Genomic DNA, 11,406 nt, shown 5'->3' with positions numbered 1-11,406 from the left:
TGGCTGCATGTTCTTGCAAGTTAAGCAAGTTCACTGTGCCGATTTATTAGACCATCTCAGCCGGGCGACAGGAGGCAGGCCGCTAAGTCAAACACGGCAGCCCAACCAAGAAAGGGTGTAAAGACCGAGGGTACGTGCGTTCAGGCAAGTTGCGGGCGAGCCATCAGCCCTTTCGGGCGTTGGGTGAAGCGCCCAAAAGTAGTGCTCGTTTGTGGGCTTGTGTGCGACAGGTTGCAGACCGCAGAGGTTTAATTTTTTGTTCGTTCGGCGGGTTGCGGCTGACACGAGAAACGCCCCGGTTAGGCCAGCTAAAAAGTGAGTTTGCCAAGTAGCGTGCGACAAGCCAAACTTATTTTAAATGAAAGTTCAGTTTCAGGCTAATACAGTTGTAGTCCAAGAAGAAGATGAAGTTGCGATAGTGGCTTTTGCAGATGACGCAATTCAGCCGACAGAGGTCTTTATGCTTCAGTACGCTCTATTTGAAGAACCAGACCAGCCGATTTATTGTGAACGAAATAGCCAAAGTCAAGGCTGCTATGACGGCATTCAACGTGCCGAATTAAGTCGAACAGGTTTTAGGATTGAACTCAATAAAGAAGGGGTAGCGAGATTGGGTTGCGATTGGTTAGAGATTGGTTTTCAGGTTGATGAGACCAATTTCTCTCGTTTGCAAGTTACATTGCATCTGATATTCAGTCATTCAGGTGCGTTGACTGATATGTTATAAGTGGGTAGCTCTCCGGCGACAGGATGCTCGTCCCGCAGGAAAGTTGGCAGCCCAACCAAACAAGGGTGTAAAGGTTGCAAGTTGATCGTGTTCAGGAACGTAGCATGCTCATCCATCAGCCCCCTGGGGCGTTGGGTGCAAGTCTAAAAAAACCTTGTTTGCCAGCGTTCCGGGTACCGTCTTTCTTTGCAAGAAAAAGGGTATAATTATTTTAAGATTCGACCAATTCATTTATCTTCGCCCTTTCAAGCACGGCCACTTGTGGCCGATGCTGTGTAGCCCCCTCCGTTGGGGCTACTTTTTTATGCCCTTCACTTACATAATCAGCGACGTATTTTTCATCCTTTTTCCACAGACTGTAGATGATCGTTAGCAACTTTCGTTGCACAGCCACGTACCCTTTCATCTTGATTTTAGTCCGCTCATAGACCCGCTCGTATAAGCCCACGAACGGTGTCTGCTCATAGCCCACCACCATCAGCGACGACATGTACATGGCCCTCCGAAGGCGGCTGTTGCCCCGCTTACTGATCCGCGTTTTGCCCACGCGCTTACCACTTTGGTTCTCTACTATATCATACCCCGCATAGCTCACCAACTGGCGCTGGTTCTCGAACAGGGCAAACTCATTGGTTTCCGTAATCACCTGCGCTACGGTCAGTACACCCACCCCTTTGATGGCACAAATCTGCTCTACTTTGCGCTTCCATTCGGGGTTGTCATTAATGGCTTTTTCGATTTGTTTGGCACAGTCCGCTAACTGTTTGTTGATCTCATCGATCAACTTAGCGAGTTGTTTGCCAACCATCAGGGACTGATACATACCCACTTCCAGGGCTGATAGTTGATTGCCTAATTGCGTTTTAAGTTCTTGTAGATGAGTGCGTTGTCGTGTGATCTGCCGTAAGGTGTACATAGCTTTGGTAATAGGTTGCCAGCTCTCAATCCGTTGTTGAGCGGCCATCGTAGCCAAAGCCTGAGCATCGACTTTATCGTTCTTACTTTTAATGCCCAGCGCTTTGATATAGTTAGCTGTTTTCTGGGGCAACACCACACAAACGTGTGCTTGATGCTGGTGTAGGTATAAAGCTAATTGCTCGTAGTACACGCCTGTAGCCTCCATCAGGTAATGAATCGGCAGGGCATGGTTTTGGGCGTGATGATTGGCCCATTGCTGGAATTCAGCGAAGCCTTTGGGGGTATTTTTAAAGGCTCTGGTAGCTCGGATTTTGAGCCGCTGGGCCAGATCGATCGCCATCAGACAGGCATGAAATTCGTCTTTACCCATGTCGATGCCGACGCCGTACTTAATGGCTTTGAAGGGAGCTTCCATTGAATAAGTTGGTTAGGAGAATGAGGACAACGGCCAATGCTCTTTCTGAATTTCGCACATAATTGCTGGTCGTGGTCGTACCACGCCATTGGGTACTTGTTCAAGTTGAAGAAAGAAGGTGAGCAGGGCAAAACCCGGAAATCAATGTCGTCCTGGAGGGACGCATTTTCGACAGAGCTAAGGCTTCTTCTGCTCACCAATGGCATTTGCTAAGTTGCACTTTTTTTAGCTAACTTGCTTGCAAACAAAGATATGGTTGACAGGGCACTCGTCCCGAGGGAAAGTTGGCAGCCCAACCAAACAAGGGTGTAAAGGTTGACGCCCCAGTTGTTGAGTTGAGTAGTGTGCTCATCCATCAGCCCTTGTGGTCGTTGGGTGCAAGCCAGATAAATAGCGCGTGTTTGCTGGCTTCGTGCGACAACTTGCACGGCTCGATAGGCGAATTATTTGGCTCGTTTGTCAGCTTCGGTTGACATAGGGCACGCCGGAGTTAGACCGCTTTTTGGGTTGGCTGCGACACGAGAAACGTCCCGTTTTGGCAGAATTATAGTAAGGCTATTTTTGGCTGACAAAGGGCACGTCTCGACAGATCAGAACAAAATGAACAAGCATTTGACGTTGGAACAACTCGAAAATGATGTCTGGACTGAGATTGCTTTCCCATCTCGGTTAGTGGAGTCCTGCTATAGCTATCGAAAGATTCCGCTTTCAGTTCTGACCGTTGAACAGCTGCGGCAGTTGATAAATCAGCAAATTGGTTTGGTCTATTTGGTTCCTTTGGCGCTGGATGTTCTTTCAGAGAATGTTTTGGCTGAAGGAGATTTATATGAAGGCGACTTATTAGCTAGTGTTGTGAGGCTCCCGCTTACGTTTTGGCAAGGGCATCCAGAGTTGGCCCAACGCTTTAATCAACTAAAAGCTGAAAACGGAGAAGTTGTAAAAGAGCTTTCTTTGTAAGTTAGCTCTCGTGTGACAGGGAGCACGTCCCGAGGGGGGAGGGAGCAGCCCAACCAAACGAGGGTGTAAAGGTTCAGGTCGTGTGCGTTCAGTGGATTTGTTCGTACACCATCAGCCCTCGTGGTCGTTGGGTGAACTGCCAAAAGTAAGAGCGTATTTGCGACCTTTCGTGCGACAGGTTGCACGTCTCGACAGGCAACTTCGGGGCTGGTTAGGCGGCTCCTGTTGACATGAATAGCCCCGACAGGTAAAGCTTAGACAAGATAGGCAGCTTGATTGCGACAGTCTATTGTAATATTTCGTAAGTAAAGCATATATGAGCGAGGTAACTATAAAGGAAATAATTGATAAACATTTGAATAAATGGGTCGCAACTGGCTTGAATCACTTGCCAATGTCTATTGAAAAGGAAATGGCTGATGCTAACCAAAACGAAGATGAAGAATGGAGAATTTGGCTTCCAATCCCAAGCAAAGTAACAGATCAAGAAATAAAAGATTTTGAGGATCAAATCGGCTATAAGTTACCTGATACTTACAAGATATTTTTGAAGCATAAACATTTTTACGAACTACAAATTTGGCAAGCTTCATTCTGTAGGCATCCAGTAAATATTTGGAGAGCAGCTCAGGTGCGAATGATATTTGATGGCTATCCAACGGAGTTTTTGATTGACAAAGGTTATATACCGTTTGCAGATTGGAGTGATTGGGGACACTTATGTTTTGATACAAATCAAGTCTCAGGCGATAATAACTATCCGATAGTACTTTGGGATCACGAAATAGCCGAAGAGGTTGAGAAACTGTATGAAGACTTTTTTGACTTACTAATAAAACTTGACTTAGCTGAAGAAGAAATTGTAGAGTGAAGACTATCTTTTAATTGTAATGGGTAAGCTTCCGGTGACAGGGAGCCCGTCCTATGGGAGGGTTTGCAGCCCAACCAAATGAGGGTGTAAAGGTTGAGGCTACGCTCGTGATTTTGAGTGATCTTATCATACATCAACCCTCATGGTCGTTGGGTGCGAGTCCAAAAAGTAGTGAGTGTTTGCGGGCTTGCGGTCGACAGTGAGCACGGCTCGGACAGGCAAGCGGTTTAGGCTCGTTAGTCAGCTACTTGTGACACGAGAAACGTCCCGGTTAGGTAGCTCAATAGAGAGTTTCTCGGGTTCCGTTCGACACGAGAAAAATTCCAATTAGGGTAACAAAAATGGATAAGGAAACAGTATCCTACATTATTAATTACTATTCTCATTTGCTGAACACAAAAGAGAAATTAGTACTTAGACACCAGCAATCGCTTTATAAACTTGATAATTCGGATGGTCGAGAAACAGAGGAGCAAAATCAACGCCGAAAGGCAATGTATGTTAGTCGTGGCTGGCTCTCAACTGACAAAGATGTTTTGGACTTGTTGAAAGATGGCTACGAAGCTTTTGAAGTTAAAGTAGCGGCCAAACTTCTAGCAGAGTTTCCTGAGAAAGTATTTTTAAACAATTGTCCAAATTGTGGTCGGTTGGCCAGAACGCCACTAGCCCGTCAATGCCGATTTTGCGGTTATGATTGGCACAGTCCGATGCAATCTTAAGCTCGTTAGTCAAAGTTCCGGGTGACAGGGAGCACGTCCCGAAGGAAGCTGGGCAACCCAACCAAACGAGGGTGTAAAGGTAGAAGTCGGGTGGTTTTAGTCAACTTGTGTGCTGCTCCATCAGCCCTCGCGGTCGTTGGGTGGTGCCAAAAAGCCGTGCGTGTTTGCCGTCGTCCCGGCGACAGGTCGCACGACTCAGTAGGTAAACTTTGGGTTCGTTAGTCTGCTTCGGTTGACACGAGAACTGCGCCAATAGCCGACCCTGAACAATTAGGTGGGTTTCGTGCGACAAAACAAACGCCTTTGATGGGTACGTGTAATGGAAAAAGAGAATCTATGTGGAAACCAATATCTGCTGACGAATTGCAGAACCTAGTTTTAAACTTCGAATTAGATATTGAAGGTACAGTGGTGTCCTCTTTTTGGGAATTCATCAAAATACCTCCTCAAAAGTGGCAGAATTATCCAATGGGGGATGAAGGAGGAGGTTTTTGGGTAGTTGCCATTTTTGGACAGCATGTAATCTGGTATAACGATATTGAAGACGGCTTTAACATTTCCATTTACTCGACAAGCGGTGTTATAAACGAATATTGGTGCTCGCAATCGGGCTTAAAAGCGCTACTAACCTCGCTTCATGAAAGACTGGCTGTAGTTCCTACGCCAATTATTTAAGTTAGTTATTCCGCGTGGGGGAGCTGTCTGGCGACAGGGAGCACGTCCCGAGGTAAGCTTTTCAGCCCAACCAAATGAGGGTGTAAAGGTTGACGCTACGTTTGTTATCTTGAGTGGCGCTATTATCCATCAACCCTCATGGTCGTTGGGTGTTGCAAGAGGCTGAAAAACAGCGTAGTGGTCGGCTTTCGGTCGACAGGTCGCACGTCTCGAAGTCCGGCTGTTTGGCTCATTGTCCGGCTTCAGTCGACAGGATAAACGCCTGAATGAGTCAGGTTTGAGGATTCAACGTCCACATTCCCGTCGACAAAGGAAACAATCTAATTGGTAAACAATAAGAATTACTTGAAATGCTGCAGTGATGAGAATTTATACCCTTTGCCTTCTGGTAGGTCTTCCCAATCTGTATATTCTTCTACTGTACTGGGGATTTTCCGTAGGGCCAGCCAATTATATTCCCATCGTTAGTTTTTTCTGTGCCTCACTACTCTATTTTATTTGTAGTATAATCAATCTTTTTTTACCCAAAGTAGGAGCAACGCTGGCAATAGCGTGTACTACAGCAACTTTAGTGTGGCAGATAGCCGCTTTTGTTGACAGCTTAAAACAAGATCCTATAGGTGGCCTTGTTTTTGGGTTTCTTTTGGCCTTAAGCAGCTACCTGATTTATGAGTCTGTAAAGCTTCTGCTCAACAAGTCTATCACATGGAAAACTACCAACACCAGCGTTAAAGAAAAGTGGAAGCCATTCTTTGCGATTTTACCATATACGGTGTTGCTGTTATATCTGTTGTAAGTGGCGTCTTGTGTGACAGGTTGCACGTCCCGCAGGCAATCGGGGCAACCCAACCAAACAGGGGTGTAAAGGCCGACACTACGTTCGTTTATTCTAACTTGTGCATTTGCCATCAACCCCTGTTGGTGTTGGGTGCATAGCAAAAGCAATAACGTAGTGGTCGGCTTTCGGTCGACAAGGGGCACGGCTCGACAGGCAAGCTGTTTAACTCGTTGGTCAGTTTCGGTTGACAAAGGGTACGCCCCGACAATTAGACTTTAAGAGGTAGGGTGGCTTGGGGGCGACAGCACAAACGCCCCTGTTCGGAAACTCGATAATAAAGACAAAAATGGCTGAACGGTTAGTTTCTTGTGAAGAACATGGGGAGTTGCCCGGCGGCTTTGTATGTCAACATGTATTTAGTGGGGAGCGGTTAGGCTTTCATCAGGGGCAGGACGAGGATGGTGAGCCTAGTTTGGAAGGATGGTGTAATCGGTGCGAAAACCTACGTGCCCTTGGGAAGGGGTGGAACGATGACAATATGGCTTTTGCTGATATTAAGTTAGTTTGTTCCGCGTGTTTTGAACGTATCAAAACCCTGAACCAATTGAAACGGCCATAGTATGTTTGGCTCCCCTGTCACCCTGCGGGCGACAGGAAGCTCGCCGGTTGGGAAGCCTAGCAGCCCAACCAAATGAGGGTGTAAAGGTTGACACTACGTTTGTTATCTTGAGTCGTGTTATCATCCATCAACCCTCATGGTCGTTGGGCGGCTTCGGTCGACAGGTTAAACACCGAAATGGAAGCTAAAGGCGAGTTAGGTGGGTTTCGGTCGACAAGCTAAACGCCCCTGACAGTCAGCTTTTAGCAAGTTAGGCAACTCACTGGCGACAAGGTACACGTCCCGCAACGGTGAGCTGACAAAAGCGGATTTAGTACGTTTGTGAGGCTTCGCGCGGGTCTGAAAAGCGGATTTGGTGCGTATTGCCCGCTTCGCGCCTGTCACCTACGGGTGACAGGATGCTCGCCGGTGAGGAAAGCTGGCAGCCCAACCAAACAGGGGTGTAAAGGCAGGGCGTTACGGTTGTTGTTTGTAGTGGTCTCAGGGGCCATCAGCCCCTGTTGGCGTTGGGTGAACAGCCAAAGCTGGGAGTGTTTGCGGGCTTCGGGCGACAGGCCGCTCGTCCCGTAACAAAGCGGTTTAGCGCGTTTGCCAGTTCCGGTCGACACGAGGACCGCCCCGGTTGGGCTGGTTGTGGCTCGTTAGGCAGCTTCCGGCTGACAAAATGCATTTTCGATACAAATGACCAAAATGCTTCATAATTTCAATGCAGGCGTTATGCTCTTGGCCAACATATTTATCATGTTGGCCTTTATGAAATATAATTCGTCTGTTTGTGAAGGAGGCTTCAGTGGAGGTGAGTGTGTCAAACAGAAAGACAATTTCTTCTTTTTCATTCAGGTAGCTGTTAATATTGCTTTCGTGGCTTTTTATCTTGCCGTGGTGAATAAAAGGAAGTGGCTGATGCTCATAATCAGCTTAGTATTGACAATTTTCTTTTACCTCGTCGCTGCTACTCTTCACAGTTTTTTACAAGGGTAGCTGCCCGTCGACAGGGAGCACGTCCCAAAGGAGAGTTGGATCATCCCAACCCAATGAGGGTGTAAAGGTTGGGAGTTGTGATTGTTTAATGACGTAGCGTCCTCATCCATCAACCCTCATGGTCGTTGGGTGGATATACAAAAAGAAGTGAGTGTTCGTGGTCGTCCGTGCGACAAGGGAGCCGTCTCAGCGGCTGTTTTGAGGCTCGTTGGGCCGCTTTGGTCGACACGAGAAACGCCCCAGTTATGTCAAAAGTCTATTTGGCACGTAGCGTATGACACTGGAAACGCTCTAACTGGCTAGTTTGGGCGTTCAGGCCGGCCTTGGCTGCGACAGGGCAAACGCCCCAATTAAGCCAACTCGACAAAACGGGTTTTCCTCTACCTTTGTGGCATGGAAACCAATGTGTACATTCCCATCATTTCCGATTACGGCTTCAAAGCTACATTTGGCAACGAAGCCGACAGTCTATTTCTTCGTACAGCCCTACAAGCCCTTATCAAATCGGACGTACCGATTCGAGAGGTTCAGTTTGACAAAAACACGTTTGAAGCCCTGACCGTTGACAGTCGAAGCGGCATTTTTGACGTTTCATGCACTGACGAGCGGGGCAATCACTTCATTGTGGAGATGCAGTTAGGCTACGCTCCCCACTTTGTGCAACGCATGAAATTTTACGCGCTCCATCGCTTCAATCCACTAGTTGAGCGGGGCGAGTTTGATTATGCTAATCTACCCAAGCTCTATACGATTGCCTTTTTGGACAAAAGTATTTTACCAACGGCGCATTTTCATACGGTGGCCAATCTACGTAGTGAAGCGGGCGAAATTATTGATAGCCAAATGACGTTTATCATCGTAGAATTGGCTAAGTTTACCAAACAAGTAGCTGACATAGAGACTGATTTAGAGAAACTTGTCTACACAATGAAGACACTTCATACGACCGAGCCGACTCAGTATCCGGCCTTCTGGAACGAAGAGTGGCTCAAGCGAGCCATTGATGAGTTGGACACACGGAAGATGACCCCGGAAGAGCGGGCTTACTTTGCTCGTGTGACAGCGGCCAACGCCGAAGCGGTAAAAGCAGAGAAGCAGAAGATTCGAGAAGCTGTTGAGCAGAAGGAAATCGAAGCGATAACTAAAGCACTCAAAGGCGGAAAGCTTACGATAGAGGAAATCGCAGAATACATTGGAACTTCTATTGATTTCGTGCTCGAAGTTCAGCGAAGCATTAGTAGAAACTCATAAGTCACCTTCCGGGTGACAGGCAGCCCGCCCCAGAGCCAAAGCTTGACAGCCCAACCATCCATGTGTGTAAATGTCTCCCTACGGTCGTCATCAGCACATGGAGGTGTTGGGTGTGCCAGACAAGCAGAAAAACAACGTAACGGTCAGCTTTCGTGCGACAAACAGCACGTCTCGACAAGTCAGGCTGTTTGGCTCTTTAGTCGGCTTCGGTTGACAGGCCAAACGCCCCGGTTGGCAGTTTTGGGTGTCTATGCGGGTTGGCTTGCGGCAGAGGAAGCGCCACTGAAAGGCAGCAAATTTTACCGATGAAAGATTATAAGTTCCGAAAAGAGGATATTAAGGCTTTGACTGATTTTCCCGGTGCCTGTTTGGCCAGCGACAAGATTGTGGTTGAGGGTTTGCAAGTTGGCTATATGTATCGAGAAGAATCAGATGTAGCTCAGGATAACGGATGGCGGTTCTTTTCGGGAACCGAATCAGAGGAGTACATTAACGATGCTCAAAACTTAGCTTATTATTCAGTCAATACCATTGCCAACTATGACCCAAGCATTCTCCCACATTTGGAGTCGCCAGTTGGGAGTGAATTTTTGCGGGTGGCGGGTAGTGATAAGTTTGAGCGTGTTGAAGAGTAAAGAGTCGTTAAGGCAACTTTCGGGTGACAGGATGCTCGCTGGTTGGGAAGCCGGACAGCCCAACCAAACGAGGGTGTAAAGGTTGACGCTTGTTCGCGTTCAGTCACCTTGCTCGCTCATCCATCAGCCCTCGCGGGCGTTGGGTGGATCGTCAAAAAGTAGTGCTCGTTTGTGGTCCTGCGTGCGACATGAAGCGCGTCCCAAAGTTAAGCTGTTTGGTTCGTTAGGCGGCTTCCGGTCGACATTACGAACGCCGAATTAGGTGGCTTTTGGGTTGCCTGCGACACGAGAAATGCCCCGACAGGCCAAGTTGGTCTGTTAGTTAGCTTCTAAGTGACAGGCAGTGCGCTCAACAGATCAGCACCCAGTTGTTTAAGAAAGATTTAAATGCGAGTACAGTTAAACAGAAATTAATGAAAGGCAGATTTAACTTTCTGATACCCATGTTGAGGCTTATTGGGATAGTGGTTCCGTCGCTGTTCTTATACGTCATCATTGTCTCTTTTTCTCAATCAGGTGACCTTTGGAGTATCTTTGTGTTTTTTCTGTTTGTCCTTGTAGTTTATCGTTTAGTTCGCTTAATCGTTCAGCAACGGTTCAATTTTGAAATAATCGAAAGCGGTATAGAAGTAATTGATTTGGCAGGAATAAGAAGCAAATTTATGCCTTATCAGTCATTCAAAGGTTATAGTAAAGGTGTTATTAAAACCCGACTTTATGATTTTAAAGAACTGATTTTGTACAGCAAAAACGGCGATGTTTATCAAATATCCCAGTACTGCTTTTTCAATTTCAGCAAGTTCGAAGAGGAGTTTAAAAAGCATAAAGGGTTGAAGTTTCTAGGCCAAGAGCGAATAAAGTGGACCTTTGAAATTGCAATGAGGGACTTGATAAATAGACAGTATAGATTCCGATAAACATAGGTTCGCTCTGCGCTGCTTCCCTGTCTGGCGACAGGGAGCACGTCCCGAGGGCAAGCGGGGCAGCCCAACCAAATGAGGGTGTAAAGGTTGGAAACTGTTGCTGTTCAGGCATGTAGTGTGCTCATCCATCAGCCCTCGCGGTCGTTGGGTGAACAGCCAAAAGTAAGGTGTGTTTGCAGGCTTGCGTGCGACAGGGTGCAGGCCGTATAGGTGAGGCTTTGGGCTTTCTTGGCAGGTTTCGTGCAACACAGGAAACGCCCCGGTTTGGCAAGTTTTGGCTTGCATTCCCAGGTTGCCGTTGACAGAGGAAACGTCTGGGTTAGTTGTGCTATATAATTATGAGATACCAGATTTTGCTTTCTTTGGCTGTTCTTGTGTTTTTCTCTAAGCCCAAAGCCGAGATAAATGCTCAGTCGTTGAAAAAAGTGGAACCTGAATATATTGGTGGTAAAGCTAAGTTTGGCTCGTTCATTATAAAGAACTATTCTTATCCGAGCCAAGCACTGAAGGCTAATGTTACGGGTCAAATAGTAGTACGTTTTCGAGTGACTCATAATGGAGGTGTTGATAGCGTTCAAGCCACAAAACATTATGGTTTCGGCACTGGTGAGGAAATTGTTCGAGTCATCAAGCTAACCAGCGGTCAATGGAGACCGGGTAGAATAAATGGCAAACGAGTAGCAATGTTTGTTACAATGCCGATGTATCTTGAACCTGACTAAAGCGGATTTTTGCGTTGTTGTGCGCTCCGCGTGGGCATGCTACCGCTGACAAGACGCACGTTCCAAAGGAAACTTTGCAGCCCAACCAGCAAAGGGTGTAAAGGTTGAAAGTAAGTTTGTTGTGTCGAGTATTTTGCTCATCCATCAGCCCTTTGGGTCGTTGGGTGAACAGCCAAAAAGTAGGGCTCGTTTGTGGGCTTGCGGTCGACAGTCAG

Annotated in this window: 14 protein-coding genes; 12 read left to right on the top strand and 2 right to left on the bottom strand. The window is 47.1% G+C overall.

The window, feature by feature from the left end:
* The first annotated feature begins 358 nt into the window (after positions 1-358).
* Positions 359-727 (top strand): Imm10 family immunity protein, encoded by a 369-nt coding sequence (locus ACYVGR_RS37535; protein WP_460966054.1) that lies wholly within the window; start codon positions 359-361, stop codon positions 725-727.
* 211 nt (positions 728-938) lie between these two features.
* Here the strand turns inward: ACYVGR_RS37535 and ACYVGR_RS37530 are convergent, their stop codons facing one another.
* Positions 939-2,060, bottom strand: a complete 1,122-nt coding sequence (locus tag ACYVGR_RS37530) for an IS110 family RNA-guided transposase (RefSeq protein ID WP_460966053.1) — start codon at positions 2,058-2,060, stop codon at positions 939-941.
* Between the two features lie 600 nt (positions 2,061-2,660).
* On the opposite strand from ACYVGR_RS37530, the gene ACYVGR_RS37525 reads away from it, so the two are divergent.
* From ACYVGR_RS37525 to ACYVGR_RS37500, 6 genes are all read left to right on the top strand, one after another.
* A complete protein-coding gene (locus ACYVGR_RS37525) occupies positions 2,661-3,017 on the top strand; it encodes a contact-dependent growth inhibition system immunity protein (protein ID WP_460966051.1) in 357 nt (118 codons plus the stop codon).
* A 316-nt stretch (positions 3,018-3,333) separates the two neighbouring features.
* Positions 3,334-3,888: an SMI1/KNR4 family protein gene (locus ACYVGR_RS37520; RefSeq protein ID WP_460966049.1), complete on the top strand. Its 555-nt coding sequence runs from the start codon at positions 3,334-3,336 to the stop codon at positions 3,886-3,888.
* A gap of 341 nt (positions 3,889-4,229) precedes the next feature.
* The gene (locus tag ACYVGR_RS37515) at positions 4,230-4,607 is read left to right on the top strand and encodes a hypothetical protein (RefSeq protein WP_460966047.1); all 378 of its coding nucleotides are present in this window, start codon (positions 4,230-4,232) and stop codon (positions 4,605-4,607) included.
* Positions 4,608-4,943: 336 nt separating this feature from the next.
* Positions 4,944-5,282 carry a hypothetical protein gene (locus ACYVGR_RS37510; protein WP_460966045.1) on the top strand — a complete coding sequence of 113 codons (339 nt, stop codon included), beginning with the start codon at positions 4,944-4,946 and terminating at the stop codon, positions 5,280-5,282.
* 361 nt (positions 5,283-5,643) lie between these two features.
* The gene (locus ACYVGR_RS37505) at positions 5,644-6,078 is read left to right on the top strand and encodes a hypothetical protein (RefSeq protein ID WP_460966043.1); all 435 of its coding nucleotides are present in this window, start codon (positions 5,644-5,646) and stop codon (positions 6,076-6,078) included.
* Positions 6,079-6,406: 328 nt separating this feature from the next.
* Entirely contained in the window at positions 6,407-6,679 is a 273-nt protein-coding gene (locus ACYVGR_RS37500; RefSeq protein WP_460966041.1) for a hypothetical protein, read from the top strand.
* 380 nt (positions 6,680-7,059) lie between these two features.
* Here the strand turns inward: ACYVGR_RS37500 and ACYVGR_RS37495 are convergent, their stop codons facing one another.
* Positions 7,060-7,287 (bottom strand): hypothetical protein, encoded by a 228-nt coding sequence (locus ACYVGR_RS37495; RefSeq protein WP_460966039.1) that lies wholly within the window; start codon positions 7,285-7,287, stop codon positions 7,060-7,062.
* A 766-nt stretch (positions 7,288-8,053) separates the two neighbouring features.
* Between ACYVGR_RS37495 and ACYVGR_RS37490 the strand changes: the two genes are divergently transcribed.
* The 5 genes from ACYVGR_RS37490 (at position 8,054) to ACYVGR_RS37470 (ending at position 11,191) form a co-directional block, all read left to right on the top strand.
* Positions 8,054-8,911, top strand: a complete 858-nt coding sequence (locus ACYVGR_RS37490; RefSeq protein WP_460966037.1) for an Rpn family recombination-promoting nuclease/putative transposase — start codon at positions 8,054-8,056, stop codon at positions 8,909-8,911.
* A gap of 60 nt (positions 8,912-8,971) precedes the next feature.
* A complete protein-coding gene (locus tag ACYVGR_RS37485) occupies positions 8,972-9,220 on the top strand; it encodes a hypothetical protein (protein WP_460966035.1) in 249 nt (82 codons plus the stop codon).
* Complete coding sequence (locus tag ACYVGR_RS37480) at positions 9,217-9,546, top strand: DUF2185 domain-containing protein (protein WP_460966033.1); 330 nt, start codon at positions 9,217-9,219, stop codon at positions 9,544-9,546. Before ACYVGR_RS37485 ends, ACYVGR_RS37480 begins: the two co-directional genes overlap by 4 nt.
* A gap of 443 nt (positions 9,547-9,989) precedes the next feature.
* Positions 9,990-10,463 (top strand): hypothetical protein, encoded by a 474-nt coding sequence (locus tag ACYVGR_RS37475; RefSeq protein ID WP_460966031.1) that lies wholly within the window; start codon positions 9,990-9,992, stop codon positions 10,461-10,463.
* Positions 10,464-10,807: 344 nt separating this feature from the next.
* The gene (locus ACYVGR_RS37470) at positions 10,808-11,191 is read left to right on the top strand and encodes an energy transducer TonB (RefSeq protein WP_460966029.1); all 384 of its coding nucleotides are present in this window, start codon (positions 10,808-10,810) and stop codon (positions 11,189-11,191) included.
* The last annotated feature ends 215 nt before the right edge of the window (positions 11,192-11,406 follow it).

The sequence above is a fragment of the Spirosoma litoris genome, assembly GCF_054776755.1.
This window is presented reverse-complemented; position numbering and strand designations above follow the sequence as displayed.

Bases quoted from the DNA above. Each gene is read 5' to 3' on its own strand.
- ACYVGR_RS37535 (WP_460966054.1), top strand. From the start codon at position 359: ATGAAAGTTCAGTTTCAGGCTAATACAGTTGTAGTCCAAGAAGAAGAT.
- ACYVGR_RS37530 (WP_460966053.1), bottom strand. From the start codon at position 2,060: ATGGAAGCTCCCTTCAAAGCCATTAAGTACGGCGTCGGCATCGACATG.
- ACYVGR_RS37525 (WP_460966051.1), top strand. From the start codon at position 2,661: ATGAACAAGCATTTGACGTTGGAACAACTCGAAAATGATGTCTGGACT.
- ACYVGR_RS37520 (WP_460966049.1), top strand. From the start codon at position 3,334: ATGAGCGAGGTAACTATAAAGGAAATAATTGATAAACATTTGAATAAA.
- ACYVGR_RS37515 (WP_460966047.1), top strand. From the start codon at position 4,230: ATGGATAAGGAAACAGTATCCTACATTATTAATTACTATTCTCATTTG.
- ACYVGR_RS37510 (WP_460966045.1), top strand. From the start codon at position 4,944: ATGTGGAAACCAATATCTGCTGACGAATTGCAGAACCTAGTTTTAAAC.
- ACYVGR_RS37505 (WP_460966043.1), top strand. From the start codon at position 5,644: ATGAGAATTTATACCCTTTGCCTTCTGGTAGGTCTTCCCAATCTGTAT.
- ACYVGR_RS37500 (WP_460966041.1), top strand. From the start codon at position 6,407: ATGGCTGAACGGTTAGTTTCTTGTGAAGAACATGGGGAGTTGCCCGGC.
- ACYVGR_RS37490 (WP_460966037.1), top strand. From the start codon at position 8,054: ATGGAAACCAATGTGTACATTCCCATCATTTCCGATTACGGCTTCAAA.
- ACYVGR_RS37485 (WP_460966035.1), top strand. From the start codon at position 8,972: ATGTGTGTAAATGTCTCCCTACGGTCGTCATCAGCACATGGAGGTGTT.
- ACYVGR_RS37480 (WP_460966033.1), top strand. From the start codon at position 9,217: ATGAAAGATTATAAGTTCCGAAAAGAGGATATTAAGGCTTTGACTGAT.
- ACYVGR_RS37475 (WP_460966031.1), top strand. From the start codon at position 9,990: ATGTTGAGGCTTATTGGGATAGTGGTTCCGTCGCTGTTCTTATACGTC.
- ACYVGR_RS37470 (WP_460966029.1), top strand. From the start codon at position 10,808: ATGAGATACCAGATTTTGCTTTCTTTGGCTGTTCTTGTGTTTTTCTCT.